Origin of the sequence: Lentisphaera araneosa HTCC2155, assembly GCF_000170755.1 — a bacterium.
Classification (GTDB): domain Bacteria; phylum Verrucomicrobiota; class Lentisphaeria; order Lentisphaerales; family Lentisphaeraceae; genus Lentisphaera; species Lentisphaera araneosa.
On sequence record NZ_ABCK01000035.1, the window covers coordinates 18,444 to 39,090 of the forward strand.

20 protein-coding genes and 1 tRNA gene are annotated in these 20,647 nt (G+C 41.0%); 9 read left to right on the top strand and 12 right to left on the bottom strand.

The genetic code is table 11. From position 1 onward, the window contains the following. Positions 1 to 136: 136 nt before the first annotated feature. The gene (locus LNTAR_RS22250) at positions 137 to 874 is read left to right on the top strand and encodes an IclR family transcriptional regulator (protein WP_157473792.1); all 738 of its coding nucleotides are present in this window, start codon (positions 137 to 139) and stop codon (positions 872 to 874) included. Here the strand turns inward: LNTAR_RS22250 and LNTAR_RS22255 are convergent. From LNTAR_RS22255 to LNTAR_RS27675, 3 genes are all read right to left on the bottom strand, one after another. Continuing rightward, positions 871 to 2,382: a sulfatase family protein gene (locus LNTAR_RS22255; RefSeq protein WP_007281027.1), complete on the bottom strand. Its 1,512-nt coding sequence runs from the start codon at positions 2,380 to 2,382 to the stop codon at positions 871 to 873. The genes LNTAR_RS22250 and LNTAR_RS22255 overlap by 4 nt on opposite strands. A gap of 223 nt (positions 2,383 to 2,605) precedes the next feature. After that, the gene (ftnA, locus tag LNTAR_RS22260) at positions 2,606 to 3,148 is read right to left on the bottom strand and encodes a non-heme ferritin (RefSeq protein ID WP_007281028.1); all 543 of its coding nucleotides are present in this window, start codon (positions 3,146 to 3,148) and stop codon (positions 2,606 to 2,608) included. A 100-nt stretch (positions 3,149 to 3,248) separates the two neighbouring features. Further along, positions 3,249 to 3,401: a hypothetical protein gene (locus LNTAR_RS27675; protein ID WP_193363971.1), complete on the bottom strand. Its 153-nt coding sequence runs from the start codon at positions 3,399 to 3,401 to the stop codon at positions 3,249 to 3,251. A 253-nt stretch (positions 3,402 to 3,654) separates the two neighbouring features. Here LNTAR_RS27675 and LNTAR_RS22265 point away from each other — a divergent pair, with 253 nt between their 5' ends. From LNTAR_RS22265 to LNTAR_RS22285, 5 genes are all read left to right on the top strand, one after another. Further along, positions 3,655 to 4,809, top strand: a complete 1,155-nt coding sequence (locus tag LNTAR_RS22265; RefSeq protein WP_007281030.1) for an SPFH domain-containing protein — start codon at positions 3,655 to 3,657, stop codon at positions 4,807 to 4,809. Between the two features lie 10 nt (positions 4,810 to 4,819). Further along, positions 4,820 to 5,899: a TFIIB-type zinc ribbon-containing protein gene (locus LNTAR_RS22270; protein ID WP_007281031.1), complete on the top strand. Its 1,080-nt coding sequence runs from the start codon at positions 4,820 to 4,822 to the stop codon at positions 5,897 to 5,899. A 49-nt stretch (positions 5,900 to 5,948) separates the two neighbouring features. Continuing rightward, entirely contained in the window at positions 5,949 to 6,452 is a 504-nt protein-coding gene (locus LNTAR_RS22275; RefSeq protein ID WP_007281032.1) for a YgjP-like metallopeptidase domain-containing protein, read from the top strand. 316 nt (positions 6,453 to 6,768) lie between these two features. Continuing rightward, a complete protein-coding gene (rapA, locus tag LNTAR_RS22280) occupies positions 6,769 to 9,600 on the top strand; it encodes an RNA polymerase-associated protein RapA (RefSeq protein ID WP_007281033.1) in 2,832 nt (943 codons plus the stop codon). A gap of 108 nt (positions 9,601 to 9,708) precedes the next feature. Continuing rightward, positions 9,709 to 11,142 (top strand): replication initiation protein, encoded by a 1,434-nt coding sequence (locus tag LNTAR_RS22285; protein ID WP_007281034.1) that lies wholly within the window; start codon positions 9,709 to 9,711, stop codon positions 11,140 to 11,142. Positions 11,143 to 11,194: 52 nt separating this feature from the next. Here LNTAR_RS22285 and LNTAR_RS22290 read toward each other — a convergent pair whose 3' ends face one another. Genes LNTAR_RS22290 through LNTAR_RS26285 form a run of 3 tightly spaced genes read right to left on the bottom strand, consistent with a single transcriptional unit; the run spans position 11,195 to position 13,222 of the window. Next, positions 11,195 to 11,848 carry a DUF3313 domain-containing protein gene (locus tag LNTAR_RS22290; RefSeq protein WP_007281035.1) on the bottom strand — a complete coding sequence of 218 codons (654 nt, stop codon included), beginning with the start codon at positions 11,846 to 11,848 and terminating at the stop codon, positions 11,195 to 11,197. Positions 11,849 to 11,882: 34 nt separating this feature from the next. Beyond that, a complete protein-coding gene (locus tag LNTAR_RS22295) occupies positions 11,883 to 12,512 on the bottom strand; it encodes a phosphoribosylanthranilate isomerase (RefSeq protein ID WP_007281036.1) in 630 nt (209 codons plus the stop codon). Continuing rightward, positions 12,509 to 13,222 carry a PTS sugar transporter subunit IIA gene (locus LNTAR_RS26285; protein ID WP_007281037.1) on the bottom strand — a complete coding sequence of 238 codons (714 nt, stop codon included), beginning with the start codon at positions 13,220 to 13,222 and terminating at the stop codon, positions 12,509 to 12,511. The genes LNTAR_RS22295 and LNTAR_RS26285 overlap by 4 nt, the downstream gene beginning before the upstream one ends. 113 nt (positions 13,223 to 13,335) lie before the next feature. Between LNTAR_RS26285 and LNTAR_RS22305 the strand changes: the two genes are divergently transcribed. The 3 genes from LNTAR_RS22305 (at position 13,336) to LNTAR_RS22315 (ending at position 15,402) form a co-directional block, all read left to right on the top strand. Next, complete coding sequence (locus LNTAR_RS22305) at positions 13,336 to 13,713, top strand: LysM peptidoglycan-binding domain-containing protein (protein WP_007281038.1); 378 nt, start codon at positions 13,336 to 13,338, stop codon at positions 13,711 to 13,713. A gap of 86 nt (positions 13,714 to 13,799) precedes the next feature. After that, positions 13,800 to 13,889, top strand: a tRNA-Ser gene (locus LNTAR_RS22310). Positions 13,890 to 14,010: 121 nt separating this feature from the next. Continuing rightward, positions 14,011 to 15,402 (top strand): SLC13 family permease, encoded by a 1,392-nt coding sequence (locus tag LNTAR_RS22315; protein ID WP_040915595.1) that lies wholly within the window; start codon positions 14,011 to 14,013, stop codon positions 15,400 to 15,402. Between the two features lie 179 nt (positions 15,403 to 15,581). Here LNTAR_RS22315 and LNTAR_RS22320 read toward each other — a convergent pair whose 3' ends face one another. The 6 genes from LNTAR_RS22320 to LNTAR_RS22345 all read right to left on the bottom strand — a co-directional run bounded on the left by LNTAR_RS22320 (position 15,582) and on the right by LNTAR_RS22345 (position 20,643). Then, positions 15,582 to 16,241, bottom strand: a complete 660-nt coding sequence (locus LNTAR_RS22320; protein ID WP_007281040.1) for a hypothetical protein — start codon at positions 16,239 to 16,241, stop codon at positions 15,582 to 15,584. 5 nt (positions 16,242 to 16,246) lie between these two features. Continuing rightward, positions 16,247 to 17,044, bottom strand: coding sequence for a hypothetical protein (locus tag LNTAR_RS22325; RefSeq protein ID WP_007281041.1), 798 nt, complete (start codon positions 17,042 to 17,044; stop codon positions 16,247 to 16,249). Between the two features lie 253 nt (positions 17,045 to 17,297). Beyond that, complete coding sequence (locus LNTAR_RS22330) at positions 17,298 to 17,786, bottom strand: LptA/OstA family protein (RefSeq protein WP_007281042.1); 489 nt, start codon at positions 17,784 to 17,786, stop codon at positions 17,298 to 17,300. Beyond that, positions 17,779 to 18,669, bottom strand: a complete 891-nt coding sequence (locus LNTAR_RS22335) for a TatD family hydrolase (protein ID WP_007281043.1) — start codon at positions 18,667 to 18,669, stop codon at positions 17,779 to 17,781. The genes LNTAR_RS22330 and LNTAR_RS22335 overlap by 8 nt, the downstream gene beginning before the upstream one ends. Beyond that, entirely contained in the window at positions 18,666 to 19,316 is a 651-nt protein-coding gene (locus LNTAR_RS26290) for an EboA domain-containing protein (protein ID WP_007281044.1), read from the bottom strand. The genes LNTAR_RS22335 and LNTAR_RS26290 overlap by 4 nt, the downstream gene beginning before the upstream one ends. Positions 19,317 to 19,347: 31 nt before the next feature. Then, positions 19,348 to 20,643, bottom strand: coding sequence for a lyase family protein (locus tag LNTAR_RS22345; RefSeq protein ID WP_007281045.1), 1,296 nt, complete (start codon positions 20,641 to 20,643; stop codon positions 19,348 to 19,350). Positions 20,644 to 20,647: the final 4 nt, after the last annotated feature.

Consider the following 20,647-nt stretch of genomic DNA (forward strand, 5'->3'; position numbering starts at 1 on the left):
TAATTAATTGAATTATAAGTAAAATAAATTAACTTAGTTCAATTTTCAAGCTCAGGTCTTATTTAATTTTTAGAGCTCTGCTTGAAAATATGTGGATAGAAGGTTTTTTATAAGTTCAATAATTTAACTATGGGCAATGATGAAAAATTTAAGCGGAACTCTACCTAAGGCATTAGTTATTCTGAAATTCATAGCGAATCAGCAGGGTGAAGTGAGTTTTCAGCAGATCAAAAATCATTCATCTCTGAGTTCTAATGTGCTGTCGCGCATTTTAAAAACTTACCTCGAATGGGATTTTTTTGTAAAAAACTCTGAAACAGGGCTCTATAGTTTAGGAAGCGAAAGCATCAACTTGGCAAAAACCATACTGCAAGAAAATGCTCTCCATGATATTGCGGCGGAAGCCGTCAAGATTTTAGCAAATGGTACGCAAGAATCAGCAGCCTTTTTTGAGTTCGACGGAGATTTGATTAAGTTGATAGCTAAAAAAGAAATGGCGAATTCCTACCACTATTTAAAATTGATGAGCAGTGAAATACACTCGCCGAATAATGCCTTTATTTATTGCATTCTACCCTTTTTGAGTGAGGTCAAGAGCCAAGGTTTTATGGATAAAAGTGACGAAGCTTTTAATTTTGAAAAAACAAAAGTCGAGGATGATTTTTGCGAGATTCGCAAAAATAAGTTTTTGCTTCGCAAAGAACGCTATCAGCGCGCAGAAATAAGTCGGATTTGCGTCCCTGTATTTGCCGGTGAAAAGATTATTGGCAGCATTGGTGTGACGATTAATAGTCACAAACTTAAAGCAAGTGATAGTCAAGAAATCCTGCAGCAGTGTATGACTGCTGCAAGATCTATTGAGGCTAAGCTCTAATCCAGTAAAGGGGCACTGCGTTTTGATTCGCGGTACTTCGTCAAGAGGGCTTTGAGCTCTTTAACGATTTCAGGGTTTTGATCATAAAGATTGTTCTTCTGTGCGAGGTCATCTTTGAGATTGTAGAGCAAGCCAGGAGCCTTTTTATTGATGGGGTGAAAGCCATGCTTTGCCAAGTAATCGGCACTGACCCGACTGCGGTGTCCCGTGTTGGCATCAATGAAAAGCCAGTCGCCGCGACGGATAGCAAATTGATTCTCAAAAGTGTTTTGAACTGTGGCTTCACGAACAGCGTTTTGTGCTTTCTCTCCCATGAGGATGTTGAGCATGTTATAGCTATCCACAGCTTCATTTTCTTTGAGTGAAGCGCCAGTGATTTTGGCGATAGTTGCCATGAGGTCAACTTGACTGATTGTTTCATTCGTAGTAGCAGCTTTAATTTTATTGGGCCAAGAAATAAAAAAGGGAACGCGGTGGCCGCCTTCGTAAACATCGCGTTTGAGCCCACGAAGTTTTCCAGGGCTGTAATGCTTGAATTTTGTCGCTCTTGTATAGGCGTAGTGCTCGGGGCCATTATCGGCAGTAAAGATAAGTAGTGTGTTTTCGTAAAGACCTTTTTCTTTGAGTTTGTTAACAACTTGGCCGGTGATCCAGTCAATTTGATACACAAAATCGCCATAGGGACCTGCTTGTGATTTCCCAATAAATTCTTTGTTCGGAATGATCGGCGCATGGGGACCAGGAAGAGCAAAGTAAAGGAAAAAAGCTTCATCCTTTTTTTGCTGGTCTAAGTAGTCGAGAGTTTTGTCCGTGAGTGTCGGCAGAACGGCGTAGTGATCCCAGTCTTTTACAGCAGGACCTGGACGGCATTCCCAACCACCTTCGGGTGGTTTGGTTCCTTTGAGGTCGAGCATGACGGTCGGGGTTTCTGTCACACGATCATTTTCGATCCAGCAATAAGGAGGGAAATTAATCACGCCATCACCGAAATAATAATCAAAACCAATGCTTAAAGGCCCTCCAGGAATGGGCTTAGACCAGTCGAAAGCTTTGGGAGAGTAAGCGCTCTTTTTTCCTGATTTTACTTTGGCTTTTGGATCAATCATAATCGCTTTCCAATCAAAGCCCAAATGCCATTTACCGATACAGGCGGTTTTGTAGCCTTGTTGTTTAAGCATGCGGGGAAGAGTCATTTCATTTTTCTCAAAGACAGATGCGCCAAAAGAATTCACAATGCCGTGCATGCGTCTCCAGTGATAATTACCTGTGAGTAAAGCGTAGCGACTTGGAGTGCAGATGCCCGAAGAACTGTGACCATCATCAAAGCGCAAGGCTGTCGTTGCAAGTTTATCGAGATGGGGCGTTGGGATTTTACTGTCGGGATTCATCACGGATATGTCACCATGTCCCATGTCATCAGCATAAATAATAATGATATTTGGTTTTTCAGCCGCCAAGCCTCCGAGGCCTAAGAAACTGAGCATAAGCAGTAGTAATTTTTTCATCATATGAACTTCCTGTTTTTATTGGTTACAATGACTAAATACGGGGAAAGCTAAAATCATTGACTCGTAAAAATTCTATTTTAATTTTATTTCAAGGATGTATAAATTTCGAGTATGCTATAGCTAAAATGGGAAGGAGCAATGAGCGTACTTATAATATGTAAGTACAAAAAAAAGCAATTACCGAAGTAATTGCTTTGATATGTAAAAGGTGGCGAAGATTGACTTACTCTTCGTTACCTGGGAAAAGGTTAACAGTGGATTGGTGAGATTTTTCACCATTTGTGAGTAGAGCGATTTCTTTATCGAAGAAATAGAGGCTGTTCCCGCTTGTTCCAATCATTTCGAGTTTGTCGAGGATTGATTTAAAGAGTTTCTCTTCTTCGTGTTGTTCACCAACGTACCACTGGAGGAAATTAAAGGTAGAGTAATCTTTTTCGCTAAAAGCGGCGTGGGCGAGATCATTGATTTGCGCTGTGATGAATTGTTCATGAGCATAAATATCTTTAAAAAGCTCGATGATATCTTCAAAATCAGATTTAGGGGAGTCAATCGCACCAATTTTAGCGAGTGCACCTGTGTCGGCAACGTATTTGAAGAGGCGGTTCATGTGAGTCATTTCTTCTTCAGCGTGAAGACGTAAGAACTCCGCACAGCTCTCGAGTGCTTTGTATTCACACCAGGCACTCATCTGAAGGTAGAGGTTGGAAGAATAGAATTCTAAGTTGATTTGATTGTTAAGTAAACCAATCATTTTGTCGCTAAGCATAATGTTTTCCTTTATTTAATTTGCTCTAAACCTAAGTCGATTTAAAGGGAAAACAATGCCTATGATGAAATAGAAAACTAGACTAAATCTTAATAAAAAATTAGATTTCGATGCTTTTGCACAAATTGCGTTTTTTGTTGGCTGCACGACCACATTTGGCACAGAGGTATTGAGGACTAGAAACAATGGAAGCTAGTTCTTCTAGCTTGTCTCTTAGGTCACTCTTGCTGAGCTTGCAAATGGGTTTTTTCATAATGTCTATCACGTGCTTTTCGTTAGTCTATATTAAGATATAATCTCAATACGAGTATTTTTCAAGTGATAGTATTAAAAATTTGTTAAGTGTTGTGAGTCATGAGTCAGTTGTTGTTTTTCTTAATTGTTTGATTCGCACTAAGATGAAAAAAAGACTGTACAACTTGAAAATGTTGCTGAAGTTCTATAATATAAATATATGAGTACCCTCGATTACAGAGGCAAGTTTTACATTAAAATAGGAGAGAGATATGGGTTTATGGGATAAACTTACGGGCGAATTTGTCGATATCATTGAATGGACCAATGATGATCGCGAAACTTTAGCATGGCGTTTCGAGCGTTATGGCAATGAAATTAAATACGGCGCAAAGCTCACCGTACGACCTGGTCAGGCGGCAGTCTTTGTGAATGAAGGCCAAATTGCCGATGTTTTTGAACCGGGTATGTATGAACTTCAGACCAGTAACTTGCCGATTCTTTCGACACTGAAAGGCTGGAAGTATGGCTTTGAAAGTCCTTTTAAAGCTGAAGTTATTTTTGTTACAACTACACAGATAGTGGATCGTAAATGGGGAACGAAAAATCCGATTATGATGCGCGATCCAGAATTTGGACCGATTCGCTTAAGAGCCTTCGGGACTTATGCAATTAAAGTCGTTAATCCTAGTGCGTTCATTACAACATTAGTGGGAACTGACGGTGTTTTTGAAGCGGATGAAATTACGGATCAACTTAGAAATATTATTGTCTCACGTTTTACCGACAAATTAGGTGAAGCTAAAGTTCCAGCTTTGGACTTAGCGTCAAATTATGATGAAATCGCTGATATTATTCACGACAAAATTGAGCCCGAATTCAAAGAATATGGAGTTGAGCTCCCTAAGTTTTTAATCGAAAATATTGCCTTACCACCGGAAGTTGAAGAAGCTTTAGACAAGCGTTCTAGCATGGGGATATTGGGTAATATGAATCAATACTCACAGTTTCAAGCTGCGAATGCGATGGAAGCTGCTGCTAATAATCCTGGTGAAGCAGGAGGAGCCATGGGCGGTGGTATGGGCATGGGCATGGGTTTTGCCATGGCCAATCAAATGGGCAACGCCATGGGCGGAGGTCAAGCAGCTCCCCAAGCGAGTTCGGCTCCACCCCCACCTCCAGGTCATAGTGCGGCTAATGTTGAGTTTCATGTGAGTGTTAACGGCCAATCCTATGGTCCCTATGATATGAATGCTTTTGCTCAACACGTTCAAGCGGGTCAGATCACTGGTGAAAGCATGGTTTGGAAACAAGGCATGGCGAACTGGTTACCTGCAGCACAAGTTGCGGAGTTAGCTAATTTGTTTGGACCTCCGAGTCCACCGCCAGTTCCTGGTGGGTCAGTACCTCCACCGCCACCAATGTAGAGCGGTATTTATGGCTAAACGACAATTTCCCTGCAACTCCTGTGGAGCAGATTTATTATTTCTACCCGGTTCCAACAAAATGGAGTGCCCCTATTGCGGTAGCGCTAATGAATTAGAGGTGCCAGCTGAAGCGGTAGTCGAACACGATTACTTGGCGAAGATGCGCGAACTTGAGGAGTGCCCTCAAGACGCGGACCTGGTTGAAATTAAAGAAGTGGACTGTGGCTCCTGTGGGGCAAAAACCACTTTGGGAAAGGAAGTTCAAGCGGGATCTTGTCCCTTTTGTGATACGCCTTTTGTAACCGAGCCTCACAGCGAAAAAGTGATTAAGCCCCATGCTTTATTACCTTTCAAGATTGATTCTAAACAAGGTATGAAGCAGTTCGAATCTTGGGTTTCGAGTCGTTGGTTTGCGCCGAATAAACTCAAAGAGTACGCTAGACGTTCTGAAAAGCTCCAAGGGATTTATTTAGCCCACTGGACTTACGATACGAGTACATCGACAGATTATAGTGGCTCGCGCGGGCAACATTATTATGTGACAGAGTCTTATACAGACTCAGAAGGTAATAGCAAAACTCGTCAGGTGCGCAAGACGCGTTGGTATCCGGTGTGTGGTCATGTTTACAATGTGTTTGATGATATTTTAATTGTGGCGAATGATTCTTTACCGCGCAAATACACCAAGGAACTCGAGCCCTGGGACCTCCAGGAACTCGTTCCTTTTGCGGATGAATACTTGAGTGGTTTTAAGTCTGAACATTACTCGGTGAGTTTGCGTCAGGGTTTTGATATGGCAAAAGAAGAAGCGAGCCCTGAGATTCGTCAGTCGATTAAACGCGATATTGGCGGTGATGAGCAAAGAATCCATAACTTCTATACGGATTGGAATGAAGTCAGTTTTAAGCACATTTTGCTTCCTGTTTGGGTATCGGCCTATCGTTTTCATGATAAAGTCTACCGAGTTGTGATCAATGCGCGTACGGGTGAAGTTCAAGGTGAACGTCCTTATAGCTGGGTGAAAATTACTTTAGCCGTATTGGCGGTTCTTGCGCTTATCGCAATTGTTGTTGTCTTATTTAATAAGTGATGCTTGTAAATTACTTGCGTTTAAAGTTTATGTTTAAGCGAGCTTCTTTATGTCAGAATTAAAGTACTTAAATGGTTATCCAGAAGATTTAATTCAGCAGATTCAGACTTTGATTGATCAAGATAAACTTGCGGCCTACCTTTTGAATAAATACCCAGTCAGTCACGATATTAAATCTGATAAAGCTCTTTATGAGCTAGCCATGGGCTTTAAAAATTCTTATCTCAAGAAGTCGGGTCCTTTGAGTAAAGTGATCTTTGATAGTAAAATTTCTCTTAAGCAACAGGCTCTTGGTTTACATAGTTATATTTCGCGTGTACAAGGGAAAAAATTAAAGGCTAAAAATGAAATTCGCATTGCGAGTGTGTTGAAAAATGTACCGAAAGAATTCTTGCTAGTGATTTTAGTTCATGAGCTCGCGCACCTAAAAGAAAAAGAACACAATAAAGCTTTTTATAAATTGTGTAAGCACATGGAAGCGCAGTATTTTCAGCTTGAGTTTGATTTGAGGGTGTACCTAACTCATTACGATAGTCATGGAAGTTTATATTAGGCAAAAAGAAAGCCCTGAAAAAATCAGGGCTTCAATGAGCCGAGGCTCAATATGTATCCTTTCAACCAGTCGGTCATCACTCAATTGACCTTTTGACTCACTCGTGAGTCCATCCTATTTTGAAAATCTGTCTTATAAATTATCGGATAAACAGGGTGGAGTAAAGACTTGAAGTGAACTTTTGAGCTTTTTTTTAAGACTTTAAACAAAAAATGTAGCTTTTTATGTTAAAACTCCGTTTATTGCTGCGATTTAAGTGCAGGTTGACAAAAATTGAGCTCGGATTATAGGAGAGCAAGTAAAAAAGGATTTCACAATGTATAGAGCAGGTCAACGCTATTTTTCTGAATCTGAGCCAGAGTTGGGCTTAGGTGTCGTTTTAAAACATGAGTTTGGTAATCTAGAGATATTATTTCCCGCAACTGAAACGCGTCGACTTTACGTGAGCGAAAGTGCCCCAGTGAAGCGAGTTGCTTTGCGAATCGGGCAAAGTTTTGACGCTGAAGGTGAAGACTTTAAAATCACTGAAATTCGTGAAGAAGATGGAAATTTTCTCTATATAAATGCCAAAGGCCAAGAAGTTCGTGAATTTCAATTGCCAAACCACTTGAGCCTCAGTGGCCCCGAAGATCGCCTAATGATGGGCAGCTTCGATGATCCCCATTTATTTGATTTGAGACGTCGTACACTGATGCATCAGAGTGAACAATTAAGTTCAGAGATTTACGGTTTTCAGGGTGCGCGCTTGGATTTATTACCGCACCAGTTTTATGTGGCAGATGAAGTGAGCTCGATGGCGAAACCTCGCGTTTTATTAGCCGATGAAGTTGGGCTAGGGAAAACTATTGAAGCGGGCTTGATCTTACATAGATTGCTTTTACGTGGGGATGTGACGCGAGTTTTGATCTTGTTGCCGGATGCATTACAAAACCAATGGTTTGTGGAAATGTACCGTAAATTCAATCTCTGGTTTTCGCTTATCGATGATGAGCGTTTTAAAGCCGTTGAAGCGAATCCAGATAATGATAATCCCTTTTTGGATGATCCACTCATTATATGTAGTACTGAATATGCTGCGGCCTCCGCAAAAGTTTCTGAAGCCATTGTTCAAGGTGAGTGGGATCTGATTATTGTGGATGAAGCGCATCACATATCGTGGAGGCCCGAAACAGTTTCAAATGAGTATCTCTTAGTGGAAGAGCTCGCAAAGAAAGTGGAGCGCCTCGTGTTGCTTACGGCAACGCCAGATCAGCTTGGAGAAGAGTCTCATTTTGCACGCTTACGTTTATTGGATCCGGATCGCTTTTATGATCTTGACGTTTTTAAAAATGAGCAATCGCAATACCGCGACAAAGTTAAGGGCCTCGACAAGTTATTAGAGGCTGAAAAGCTCGATGCCAAAGCAATGAAACTCTGTGAGAAGTTATTGGGCGATCAGCATCCTCTTTTAGAACGTTTAAAAAAAGAAGTTTTAGAAGGCCAATTACGTCACGAATTATTGAGAGAGCTGATTGATCGTCACGGGACTTCACGGGTGATTTTTCGAAATACGCGAAAAGTCATGGAAAACTTCCCCGTTCGTTGCCCACGCCCGATTGGACTCGAAGCTGCAGATTTGGATTTCGTGGGAAAAGAAGCCTCACAAATTTTAGAAGAAAGTGATTTAGACCTTTTTGTTTGTCCCGAGAAAAACGTCAAAGTGCAATGGATCTGCGAGACTTTAAAAGAAAAAGTGGATGAGAAGTTCTTACTGATTTGCTCGAGTCGCGAAAAAGTTGAGGCGATTGAGCAAGGAATTCGCCAACACATGGAATTAAAAATGGCGGTGTTTCATGAGGGTTTGAGTTTAAATCAACGCGATCGCAATGCTGTTTTCTTTTCTCAAGATACTGGGGCACGTTTATTGATTTGTTCGGAAATTGGTTCCGAGGGTAGAAACTTTCAGTTTTGCCAAAACTTAATTCTCTTTGACCTACCGATGAATCCAGGCTTGCTGGAGCAACGAATTGGTCGCTTAGATCGCATTGGACAAACAGCAGATATACAGATCTTTTACCCTTATAGAAAGTCGAGTGTCGAATCGGTTTTAGCTGACTTTTATAGTTTGGGTTTAGATGCCTTTGCACGTCCTTTACACGGGGGTGAAAAAATGACTCAAGAATTAAAGCCCTACTTAGAAGAAGTAATTGTTCAGTGGGCGGAAAAGATTGAGGGTGCTTCAGAAGCTTTAGCGGAGCTCTTGAAAGTCTCTTCTAAATTGGCCACTGAAACCAAGTGCCAACTCGAAGAGGGACGCGATCATTTACTCGAACTTTACTCATTTGATCCTGAGCGAGGCTATGAGATTTGTCAGAGTTTGCGTAAGACCGATAATGAAGGGGCCTTATTTAAATATTTAGAAGACTTGTTTGATTATCTAGGCGTGGACTGTCGCGATGTGGAAGATGCCGTTTATAAAATCGAGCCAGGCCAAAATTTACTTTGTGATTTACCTGGTTTGAGTCGAGAAGGTAATTTAATCGCCACACAACGTGCCGAAACCTTACAGAGAGAAGATGTGGCATTGATGACTTGGGAACACCCACTCTTGCGTTCTGGCATGGATATTTTATCTTCAGGTGAGTCGGGGAACAATTGTTTTGCGATATGTGTCGATCCCTCAAGTCGAAGTATTATTTTGGAAGCTGTTTTAGTCTTGGAGTGTTTACTCCCGGCGAAGAGTGGGGTGAATCGCTTCTTGCCACCGACCCCAATTTTTGTGCGAGTCGATCATAGGGGACGTAATTTAAGTACAGAAATTGTTTACGAAGAATGTGATTTAGAGCTGGGCGATCCCATGCGTTTGATGGATAAGTCCGCAGTGAAAGAGCAATTGTTGCCTGAAATGTTGCGAATTACGCAAAAACTCGCACAAGAAAAATCAGTAAAAATCATCGATGAAGCTCAAGTAAAAGTAAAAGCTTATTTCGCTAGTGAAATGGCGCGTTTAAAAGATTTACAAGAAAAAAATAGCTTCATCAAAGATGAAGAGATCAATGATTTGAATAATGCTTTTGAACTCTTGATGACCGAGATTCCTAAATCGCGAATTCGTCAAGATGCCCTGCGTTTAGTATGGAAGGGATCAGAAAACTATTTGGATGGCTAGCTCGAATGTGAAAAGCTCGGTAGAATGCTATGGAGCTAGAGACTTGTGCACTTGCAAAGGGAAGCTAATGAAATTAGAGTGTGAGTCTCTCAAAAATGGTGTGTTTAAATGAATAAAGTTGCGAAAAGTAGAAAAGATCGATATGTCGCCAAAGGTAATGACCTTGTGGAGGCAAAGCGCAGTATGCATTTGACTACTCGAGAGCGCAAACTTGTGGCCTATATGGTTTCCTGTATCAGCCCTTACGATGATGACTTTAAAGAGTACCGTTTTCCCATAGAAGATTTCATTCAGTTCTTTTCGATTAAAGATAAAAATGCTCCCAAAGAGTATGAAAGAATTGCCCATGGGATCATGTCCAAGCCCTTTACGGTCGAAAACGATGTGGAACGCTTTACAGCGACGTGGTTGAGTGAGGCTAAGTACCATAAAAAACAGAAGATTTTCACCTTTCGCTTCACGCCATCTCTTAAACGTTACTTAATTCAGCTGAAGAAATTTTATACGCGCTACAAGATGATTAACCTGATTCATATGGAGAACTGTTACTCAGAATCCGTTTATGAATTGCTTAAGCAATATGAGACGATTGGCAAGCGCAGTGTTAGTATGGAAAAGATGCGTACAATGCTGGGCTTGGAGCGTAAATATCCACTTTATTCAAACTTTCGAGTCAAGGTCTTAGAACCTGCAGTCGAGGAAATTAACAAGTACTCAGATATCAATATTGCCTACCAAGAAGTGAAAGAGGGGCGTAAGATTAGTGGTCTAAATTTTGAGATTAAACCGGACCCGAATAATGAATTCATTAAAGAAGGTTTAGAGAAATATAATTACTTGGGATCAAGTGAAGACTTTGCCAATCAATCTGACTCTGACAAAGAAAAATCACTCAATCAGCATGAATTGCCCGACGAAATCCCTGATGATCTCAAAGCAATTTTCCAACGCTTAGTCGAAGAGTTTCAATTTGAGCGAGAAGAAGCTCATGTCTTAGCCGTGAAATATGATGAATCCTATTTGGAAGCTAATCTTAAGCTTACTTTAGAGCGTGTGCTCAAAAATCGTAAGCGTGGGATTCAGACGGATATTACACGTTATGCTAGATCCGCAATTATGCGCAATTACGCCGGTGATAATGAAGAACTTAGTGCCGCAACACCTTCGGAAGTTGCATCTGCCCAAGGTGATCGTCGTCGTGCCATAGAAAGCTTTGTGGAACGAGCTCATCAAGCTTGGTATAAAAAAGCCGTGGATAAATTCATTCAATCCGAGGGCTCGAAGCACTTGAAAGCCTTCTCAAAATACTTAATGACTCAAGCGGAGCAGGGGATTTATGCCCCCATTAATGAACTCCTTCTCACGAATGGTTTAAAGCATCCCCAAGTGAAAGCGTATTTCCATAGCTGGATTGTCGAGAAAGAGAATCTCAAGGACCTCTTCAACAAAAAAATGTTCATGGATGAACAGGGCTATGTCATCGAAAATGAGGGTGACATTAAAGCACGCCTAATGAGACGTGGCCGCTTAATGGAAGTATAAAAAAAATGAGTGATGCGAAGCATCACTCATAATAGAAAAGTTGAATAAGAATTTAGAGGTTCTTTTTCATGTAGTTACCTGTGTTTTTCGCCCATTTATCAAGCGTCTTCTTGATGTCATCCATCGTGATTTGATTCTCTTCATCGATATTTGATCCAAAGTCTTTTCTCACAACAGCAATTTGTGCTTCGTTAGTGATGGAGTCAACGAGCTCCGCTTCAACATTAAGAACAGTTGCTTTGTCTCTAAAACCTGTTAATTCACCAGCTGATGTGACGACAAAAGTAATGGGAATATAGGAGTACCATTTATAATCTTGGATGGTTTTATCTATAGAAGTAATGGCAATTCTTAATCGAGCTACACCTTGACCAGGAGAATCAGCTAATTTAACCGTTTTAGATAGTTCTGATTTGAGAGCCTTATTAAAATGATCAAGCATGACTTTAGTTGTTTGCTTAGACATGTCATCATCAGAAGGTAAGTCAGGGTAGAGGGCAACGGGCTCGAGTAATATGGAGTGATACTTACCTTTTTTGAAGGCATCACTTGTCCAGGCTAGTACATCGACTCCATCAGAAGCTTCGGTCTCTTTTAAATGTTTATAGCTTTTTAAGAATCCGGAGTATTCTTTCTCGTCTACAGTTTTACTCGCACAGCCTAAAAATAGGGCTGAGAGAAGAAGGGTGAGGATAGTTTTTTTCATAGAGTTATACCTTGAGCTTTTAGAGTAAGTGAACTTAACAGTTGCTTTTATTAAGTTTGTTAAAGAAGAGATCAATTTTTTGTGAAGATTTAATGCCTGGTGAAGTTTCGACTCCAGAAGAAAGGTCTAGGCCTTGTGCTTCAGTAATATTTAGGGCTTCAGCAAAGTTTTCTAGCTTAATGCCACCAGCAATGAGTACGGGCTTTGTAGATCTATCTACAAATGCCTTACTTAGCTTCCAATCGCCAAGTTCTCCAGTACCTCCAGGTAAAGAAGCGTTTTTAGGTGCGGCATCAAGGACAAATTTTGAGCATGGGAATTCGAGCTCTCGCTCAATTTGAGCTTCATCTTTTAAGCGCACGGCTCTCCATACATCACAAGTGAAAGATTTTGCGAACTCCGCATTTTCATCCCCATGAAATTGAAGCGTATCAATGCCGGCGTCAAGATAAGCTTGGATATCCTCTTTATTCATGTTAACAACAACCAAGACTCGGGCAATATTTGCGGGAATTATTTTGCACAGTTCGCGAACTTGCTCAGGAGTGACGTAGCGCGGTGAGGGAGGGTAAGCGACAAAGCCAATGGCGTCAGTTTTACGCTCAATTAATTTGGCGATGTGTTCTTCTTTGCTAATGCCGCAAATTTTTATGTAGGGGCTCATTTCATGTTCTTTATTATTTCTGTTTCGCATTCCTCTAGAGCTTCTTGCATTTCTTCTGCATCATGAGCTTCGCGAAGGCGTTGGGCAAAATCAGTAGATTGGAATAGTAGAGCAATTCTTGAAAGCATATAGAGGTGGTGGCGATCATCTACGGTGCAGGGCATTACAAATATATCGGTCAACTTATGGTCAGACGAACCAAAGGGAATACCGTTAGCCGACTTGCCGATTATAATCATATTCTCTAAATAGAGATAAGGACTATGGATTCGCGTGTGAGGGATAGCAATACCGCCGGCAATGCCCGTCGGACAAAGTTCTTCTCGTTCTTCAAGTAGGCGCAAGATTTCTTCTTCATCAGTCGCATATCCCGTGTCAAAAGTAGCTTTTGCCAGAGCTTGAAGAGTTTTTTTACGTGTGCGACCAGGGAGGTCGGGGATCATGCAGCCTGGGAAGACGCATTGAGAGAGAAAGGCTTGATTATCATCGGGGGTATCAAAAAGATGAGAATCGATGCGTTTGTGGGTGGCGGTGATGGTTTTTTTGCAGGACTCAAGCATTCCTTGATTGGACCAGTCACGCAATTCAATTTTGCGAAAGACCACTTGACCACGTAAATAGTCGAAAGGTACGGAGCGTTTACGGACTAGTTTTTCTAGTTCGTTTAGGCTTAAGTGCAGGTAGTCTGCAGCTTCGTTCATGTTTAACATTGAGTAAGGCATGATAAAGAGGGCTTAAATTTTTAATTTCTTTGAGTTGCAATTAGTAAGGTAAAGCTATATTGGAATTTATATCGCTTTTTTAATTTTGTGCAGGTTAATTTATGAAAATCAAATCATTCGCTTTATTTGTTGCCGTTTTGGCAGTGCATTTAATCGTTGGTGGCGTGACTTGGGTCGTAACTCGTCAAGCTGGAGAACATGCGGCAGGTGAAGCTCAAGATGTTGAGCAAGTTCAAGGACAAGAAGCAGAGCCAGGTTCAAACGAAGTGCCAAAAACTGTTAACCCAGTGAAAAAACCAAAGCCTATCGTGCCGAGTTCGAATCCAAAATCAAAAACCTACACAGTTAAAAGTGGTGATCGCTTATCAGTTATAGCGGGTCGCCATGGCGTGAGCGTTAAGAAGTTGATGGAAACGAACAAAATCAAAGACCAAAACCGCATTTTTATCGGTCAAAAACTAACAATTCCTTTAGATTAATAGAGAACTCAAAAAAACTTAATTTTCTTTAAAGGACTGTGTTTGACAAAGAATGAAGTGGAGATATTATCTGTGCACACTCAAGCGGAAGAGTGGTCGAGTGGTTTAAGGCGTCGGTCTTGAAAACCGAAGAGGGTGCAAGTCCTCCGTGAGTTCGAATCTCACCTCTTCCGCCATTTATTTTCTTAAGGGCAGCAAGTAATTGCTGCCCTTATTTTTTGTCATAGCGCTCCTAGCGGGTTTTGTTTTTCAATTGTGATGAACTACAGTCATTTCGAATGAATTTAGGAGAACCAAGTGCAGTTAAGTTCACGCCGCCATTTAAAGCAGCTGATGGGAGTTTATCAGAAGCACCCCTATCGCGATACGATAAAGCTCTTTATTATTACTGGAATTAGTATGTTATTGGCTTTCTATCCTATTTATGGGGGGATGCCCATACCTGAGCGCAGAGCCCTGTTTATTTTAATTCTTGCTGCAAGTTTGTGGATGACTGAGGCGCTTCCTGCCTTTGCGGTGGGCTTCCTAGTGATTGGGCTCTCAATATTTTTACTTTCCCCAGAGAAAGGTGGGGAGATACCCTGGCAAACTTTTACTGAGACTTGGTCGAGCCCGATTATCTGGTTGTTCTTAGGTGGTTTAGTCTTGGCGCGAGCGGCAGAAAAGACGGGAGTTAATAAGCGCGTTTCGTCAATCTTGTTGACGAAGCTGGGCTCATCTCATTCCATGCTTTTGTTTGGTATCATGTTTTTGAGTTTTATTTTCTCCAACTTTATGAGTAATACAGCGACTGCGGCGATGATGTTGGGATTGATGGGGCCAGTTTTAGCGGGGTTCGCAAAAGGTGATAAGCGCAAGAAGGCTTATATAATGGCAGTGCCCTTAGGTGCTAATATTGGTGGTATGGGTAGTATTATTGGGACGCCCCCTAATGCCGTGGCAGCCGCTCTGCTCGATGGCAGAGGTGAGGGGGTGGATTTTTTAACCTGGATGTGGTACGGCATGCCACCCGCCTTGGTGTGTTTATTTGTTTTATGGTTTTACTTGAGAACCACTTATTCATGCAAAGGTAAGAACGAAACTAAATTTGATTTTGAGCTTACGCCGATGAATAAAGACTCGGTGTTCGTTATGGTGGTTTTTTTGTTGACAATCATTTTGTGGTGTACAGGTAGTTTACATGGTGTGCCGGCATCAGTGGTGGCCTTTGTTCCGATTGTTCTTCTTCCGATCAATGGAGTGATAGAAGCTGATGATATGCGAAGTTTGCCTTGGGACGTTTTGATTTTATTGGCAGGTGGCTTGACTCTGGGAGTAGCAGTCGAGAAAAGTGGTTTGGCTTACACTTTGGTGGAAGCGATGCCGAGTGCAGGAGAAAATATGTTTATCCTTGTCATTATGATGGCTTTTATGGCCTGTATAGTCTCGAATTTCATGAGTAATACCGCTGCCGCTAATATTATCATGCCTATTGCTGCCGCGATGGCTGTGGGCTATGAGAAGCCCATGTTAGTTGTGATTGCGCTCGCTTCATCCACGGCCATGTGCATGCCTGTTTCGACGCCACCGAATGCTTTAGCTTCATCGTCTGGTTTGCTAAAGGCGAGTGACTTTTTAGTTACGGGTATCATAGCGGCTATTGTGGGAGTGATTTCCTCACTCGTATGGATTCGCTTTATTCTTTGGTAAAACTAAAGTCTAGAGAAATCCCAAAGCTTTGAGTCGAGCAATTGTGAAGGTCGAATCTTTGCTTGAGCATTTTGCATCACGGCGCCAATAGCATAGATACAAAGTTGGTGGGGGATTATCGCCGGTACTCATTTGTAAACAAAGACCTTCACGAAACTATTATAGTTAAAATGAAGTAGTTATCTAAGGTTCACGTAATTTTCAGCATCAATGACTTTTGTGATATAAAAGAATTCAGCAGGCTTCTTTTGTGCATCGCTAATATTATTGCCAGATGAGTTCATAACTGTAGCGAGATAGCCCTCTGCATAAATGACATCTTTGTTTTTGAACTGCTTGAATGAAGTAAGTATTTGTTGATTTTGTGGAATCACTGGTAAGTGCATATAATCCTTCTCAAAATCGTAACCATTCAAATTTTTTTCACAAAATACAATTCTACCTGGTTCACACTGGAATTTATTTAGGAATTTTGGATTAGACATTTTGTTCCAACCAATAAACATGCTTGCTGGACTAAACGCTTTCATGAACCCTTGATTGTCATAGCTTGAAATTATCATACCTTTTAAAGAGATTTTTTTACGTGCCGTAAGGTAGAAATTACTTACTTTAGTTTTCTTTGGCTTTTTTAATGGTACGATTTTTGGTTTTGATTGCACAAAGACCTTATCAATCATATCTCTTTCCGTTAAAACAGTACTTGAGCCATCTAGATTTTTCCTTCTTACTTCTTGGCTTGTATTGATTTCAAAACTATCTGTTTTAATAGATATTTTTTTTGAGGTTAACAGGTTAAAAGCTCCGATTAAGCAGAGTAAAATAATAAAATATTTCATAGTGGTTACTTGATTTTTAATACCGTTTTTGTGAAATATTCTTGGACTTCAGTATTTAGAGACTTTTCAGATAAAGCAGCTAATTGACTCTTTAAGAGACTTTTTTCTTCTGGAGTGTAAAAATACGAGAACTTTCTAATATTTTTATAGAGCATTTTTGCCATTAATAGTCGACATTCATCTGTGTAATTATCCCTATCACATTCTTTGATTAATTTCACACCAACATGATGTAAATGATCTTTGATTTGATTGACAAGTTTGTTGTGCGCAACTTTATCCTTGGTGCGGTGTTTTTTTGAATGTTCTATAAATGTACTGACAACAGCTAATTGCGCCTCGCCATAAAAAAGGTTCATTTTAACCACAGATAGCTGTAAGTCTCTTCTTTTTTCTTCATTATAGGCTTTGACGTATTGCTTCATAAGAAAAAAAGCTTCTTTAGCTATTTGTTCCCCGACTTCTATTCGTTTCCTAGTAGTTATTTTGCTAGAGCGCATAAAAGCTAGGTTTCTTAGATCTACAACTTGATCAAATAGCTTGCCCGAGCCTTCAGAATCCGCAACTGGCAGTTCTATTTTTTTATTTTTAATAGCTTCCGTAAATTGTTTATATTTCTGTATGCTCCAAGGTTTAAAATCGGCCGCAATTAGTGATTGAAAACTTAATGATATGACAATGATTGTAATGATGAATCGTGATAAATTCATTTTAACTCCTCCAAGATTTATATGTAAAAAAAATGGTAAGTATTTTGCTCTGATATTCAAGTAGAAGTTAATGTTTTTTAAATGAAAAATCATAGGAATCCTACTAAGGTTTCAGCAGATCATAATTCTATTTTACCATGAAAGCTTAACAAGTTGGGCAAGGTTTATTCATGAGTAGTTTCGTATAACTAATGATATGGAACTTAAGCAGAAGGATACAGGTTTCTGGTATATCTAGAAAGCTCGTGTGGATTCGCATTATTCTTTGGTAAGACTAAAGCCTAGAGAAATCCCAAAGCTTTGAGTCGAGCAATTGTGAAGGTCGAATATTCTCTTGCGGATGGAGTTACTTAGCTTGCTCATCTTTAACGTAAGTGTGCATCACGGGCTCATCAAAAAAGACTTCTCCGCTTTCTTGATAAATTGTTATACGTCTGGCTTCAATTTTGTTTTCATTCATGTAAATGACGGGCTTGCGAATGAGGATGATTTTCTTTTCTTTAGGTGAGTAGGCTACTTTTTCGGAAGTTGATTTTTTATCTTCCTCAGTAATAATCACGTCGCCTTCGGCAATGATTAAATGAATTTCATTTTTTGCATTGAGGTAGCAAGTCATCTTTTTTGCGGTCATGATCATCTTGCCACGAGTGACGTGAACATTATGTTCGAAGATAGCCATGCGCTTTTTGTCTTGGTTAAAGAAATCCAGTGTGTCAGAAGTTATGATGACTTCTTCAACATTGGCTTTCTTATCCTCAAGTTTTTCTTTCGAGTCTTGATTAGGCTCGGCTAAGAGGGTGAAGCTTAAAAGTAGAGCAAGAAAGAATTTAGTCATTAGTTCTTTTTTCAGGGCGTTGGCCACGGAGTACTGAGTTGCCTTGGAAAAGTAAACTTTGGTCAAATTCTAATTCAGTTTCTAATTCTGCTTTCGTGAAAACACCAGACTTTTCAAAGAGCGCAATGGGATTATCCCACATAACTTTTTGGATGATTTCATCCTCGAAGCCTTGGTCTTTCATGAGGCCAGCAGTGACAGGGACTGCTAGAGGATTAGAGATTCCCCAGTCTGCGGAACTATTCACTAAAATCCGATCAGAGCCGTATTGTTGAATGAGGTCAACCATGCGATCGGCATCCATTTTTGAGTGAGGGTAGATGGTGTGGCCTGCCCAGCAATTTGTCTCGAGCACATAGGGGAGGGTTTCTTCATTGTTGTGATCGATGACAACTAAAGTTTCGTCAATACCTACTTCACGAATGAGGTCAATAGTGGCTTTGACGCCATTGATCTTATCTCGGTGAGGCGTGTGAACAATAACTGGTAAGTCGCGTTCTTTGGCCATCTCGAGCTGAACTTTGAAGAGCTTGTGTTCGTGGTCAGTCATATCGTCGTAGCCAATTTCACCAACGCCCACGACATTATCTTTTTCAAGGTAGCGTGGGAGGAGTTCTAAGATTTCATCGGCGTATTCGGGGTTGTTAGCTTCTTTAGCATTAAGGCAAATAGTACAGAAGTGACGAATACCAAATTGTGAAGCGCGGAAGCGTTCCCAGCCAGTGATGGATTGGAAATAATCATCGAAGGAGCCTGCGTGAGTACGAGGTTGACCGAGCCAGAAAGCAGGTTCGATAACGGCGCGAATTCCAGCTTTATACATGGCCATGTAATCATCTGTAGTACGAGAAGTCATGTGAATATGTGGGTCAAAGAATTTCATAGAGCATTTTTCTCCTTAAGAAAATTAATACAAATATCGGGAACAGTTCGTTTTGCGGCAGTGCGTTCCGTGTAAAAGAATAAGACAGCTTCAATAAGCTTGTCGTTACAACGTTGTTCTAAGCCATATATTTTATCAAATGGCATTCCCATAAATAGAACTTTTAAGGTGAGTTGAATAAACTCGGCCTCGGTAAAATGGTTAGCTGGGTAGGGGTTGTTGAGTGCTAAAGCTTTGTAGGTGTCAAGGGAGTTTGTACGGCAAACATTAACCACATCCAAGTGGAGCTCTTTGCTATCTTCGCGAAAGTTAAGTGCGAGTAAACAGGTGGCCTTTTCAAAGTCATCGCCACGAAGTAGGAGTTCTTGGATGTCTTCTGTGCGCGCTTTTGTAGAAGCAAGTAAGACGCGTCCTAGGTTGCCAATGCTTAGTAAGGCTAAGGCAGGCGCGAGTTGGTCGAGTTGTTGAATTTCCTCTTCAGTATACTGAGGGATTTGACGTCCTAATTTTCTGGGGACGCCCGCAAATTGAATGAGAAAGTCTTTTGAGCTCGCCTCGGAGGAATTTAAGAAATCATAAAAAGCCGTGGCACGACCCTGCTTTGGGGCGTATTTCAGAAGGATTGTTTTTATGGTATCAGTATTCATAATGTTAAGATGGCGCAAGACTTTCCTCTTTTCAAATAAAATTGTTTAAGCGTTCTTTAAGAATGTCCACGCCAGGGTTGCCTGGGGCACCTAAATGTGTTTTGCGCTTGACGTTTTCGTAGGGATCTTCGAGCTCAACCGTATCTAAAGACTTTTTCACTTCAATATAGGCATCGCGGAAGGTTTTTCCTTCAATGACCTGGCGATTAACGAGGTCAGTCGCATAGATGTCCTTTGAGAAGAAGCTTAGTAGACGTTCTTCTTTAATGTCGGTGTTTGAAATGACAATGCCCATGGCTTCTAGAGATTCTTCGACTAAAGTAAGGCCTTCCATGAAAACGCCTTTGGTTTCTTGGTAGTCGCTATTATAGCCTGAGAAAAGGTTGGAAATAACGCCTTGAGCTTGGCTAATTTGTCCAGTGAAGAGGTGGTAGCGACTGCGGATGATTTCGCAGGGGTCGAGATTCTTTTTGTTAGGCATGATACTTGAACCCGTGGTACAAGATTTTCCCACATCTAAGAAGTCAAATTCAGCACTTGTCATCCAAACCATATCGTTGGCTAAGCGGTTGATGACAAACATTGTGCCCCAGAGAGATTGGAGTGTCTGACATTCTACTTGGCCGCGGCTGAGCTGGCAGGAGAGTGAGTTGACTTGTGTTCTTGCAAGTCCTAGATCTTTTGTGACAAACTCTCTGTCAATAGGGAAGTCAGTGCCATATCCTGCAGCGGAGCCTAAGACATTGACGTCGTTAAGAGAGATAGCTGCGTCAATTGTTTCTTTTTGATTGATGAGAATCTCGGCAAAAGATGATGCCCAAAGACCGATAGAAGAAGGCATCGCTCGTTGAGTATGGGTGTAGCCAGGCATGGGAGTCGTTTCGTATTTACTGGCTAAGTTGAGGAGCTCTTCTATAAATGATTTGAGAGTGTGCTTAATTTTAATGAGTTTATCTTTACCAAATAGACGAGTCGCAGATACCACTTGGTCATTGCGGCTACGTGCCATGTAAAGTTGTTTGCCAGCATCGCCTGCACGTTTGATGAGTTCATCTTCGATCAAGGAGTGACAGTCTTCAATTTCAGGAAGCATTTTAAGTGTGCCATCGAGGGCTTCTTGTTTCATCTCTTGTAAATGAGTCTCTATGAGTTCTGCATCGCTTGCAGAAATGAGTTCACATTTTGCCAACATACGTCCATGAGAAATAAGTGCGATAATGTCCCATGGAAGAAGTTTATTATCGTAGTCTAGATTAGTTTTAAAGCATATTTCGTGAAGGCGTGAATTGAAGCCTTCGTCGTTGGCAGAAGTTGACCAGATAGCCATTTTG

What these genes read in the sequence shown, in the direction of transcription:
- LNTAR_RS22250 (WP_157473792.1), top strand. Translation starts at nt 137, where the DNA reads ATGATGAAAAATTTAAGCGGAACTCTACCTAAGGCATTAGTTATTCTG.
- LNTAR_RS22255 (WP_007281027.1), bottom strand. Translation starts at nt 2,382, where the DNA reads ATGATGAAAAAATTACTACTGCTTATGCTCAGTTTCTTAGGCCTCGGA.
- ftnA (WP_007281028.1), bottom strand. Translation starts at nt 3,148, where the DNA reads ATGCTTAGCGACAAAATGATTGGTTTACTTAACAATCAAATCAACTTA.
- LNTAR_RS27675 (WP_193363971.1), bottom strand. Translation starts at nt 3,401, where the DNA reads ATGAAAAAACCCATTTGCAAGCTCAGCAAGAGTGACCTAAGAGACAAG.
- LNTAR_RS22265 (WP_007281030.1), top strand. Translation starts at nt 3,655, where the DNA reads ATGGGTTTATGGGATAAACTTACGGGCGAATTTGTCGATATCATTGAA.
- LNTAR_RS22270 (WP_007281031.1), top strand. Translation starts at nt 4,820, where the DNA reads ATGGCTAAACGACAATTTCCCTGCAACTCCTGTGGAGCAGATTTATTA.
- LNTAR_RS22275 (WP_007281032.1), top strand. Translation starts at nt 5,949, where the DNA reads ATGTCAGAATTAAAGTACTTAAATGGTTATCCAGAAGATTTAATTCAG.
- rapA (WP_007281033.1), top strand. Translation starts at nt 6,769, where the DNA reads ATGTATAGAGCAGGTCAACGCTATTTTTCTGAATCTGAGCCAGAGTTG.
- LNTAR_RS22285 (WP_007281034.1), top strand. Translation starts at nt 9,709, where the DNA reads ATGAATAAAGTTGCGAAAAGTAGAAAAGATCGATATGTCGCCAAAGGT.
- LNTAR_RS22290 (WP_007281035.1), bottom strand. Translation starts at nt 11,848, where the DNA reads ATGAAAAAAACTATCCTCACCCTTCTTCTCTCAGCCCTATTTTTAGGC.
- LNTAR_RS22295 (WP_007281036.1), bottom strand. Translation starts at nt 12,512, where the DNA reads ATGAGCCCCTACATAAAAATTTGCGGCATTAGCAAAGAAGAACACATC.
- LNTAR_RS26285 (WP_007281037.1), bottom strand. Translation starts at nt 13,222, where the DNA reads ATGTTAAACATGAACGAAGCTGCAGACTACCTGCACTTAAGCCTAAAC.
- LNTAR_RS22305 (WP_007281038.1), top strand. Translation starts at nt 13,336, where the DNA reads ATGAAAATCAAATCATTCGCTTTATTTGTTGCCGTTTTGGCAGTGCAT.
- LNTAR_RS22320 (WP_007281040.1), bottom strand. Translation starts at nt 16,241, where the DNA reads ATGAAATATTTTATTATTTTACTCTGCTTAATCGGAGCTTTTAACCTG.
- LNTAR_RS22325 (WP_007281041.1), bottom strand. Translation starts at nt 17,044, where the DNA reads ATGATTTTTCATTTAAAAAACATTAACTTCTACTTGAATATCAGAGCA.
- LNTAR_RS22330 (WP_007281042.1), bottom strand. Translation starts at nt 17,786, where the DNA reads ATGACTAAATTCTTTCTTGCTCTACTTTTAAGCTTCACCCTCTTAGCC.
- LNTAR_RS22335 (WP_007281043.1), bottom strand. Translation starts at nt 18,669, where the DNA reads ATGAAATTCTTTGACCCACATATTCACATGACTTCTCGTACTACAGAT.
- LNTAR_RS26290 (WP_007281044.1), bottom strand. Translation starts at nt 19,316, where the DNA reads ATGAATACTGATACCATAAAAACAATCCTTCTGAAATACGCCCCAAAG.
- LNTAR_RS22345 (WP_007281045.1), bottom strand. Translation starts at nt 20,643, where the DNA reads ATGGCTATCTGGTCAACTTCTGCCAACGACGAAGGCTTCAATTCACGC.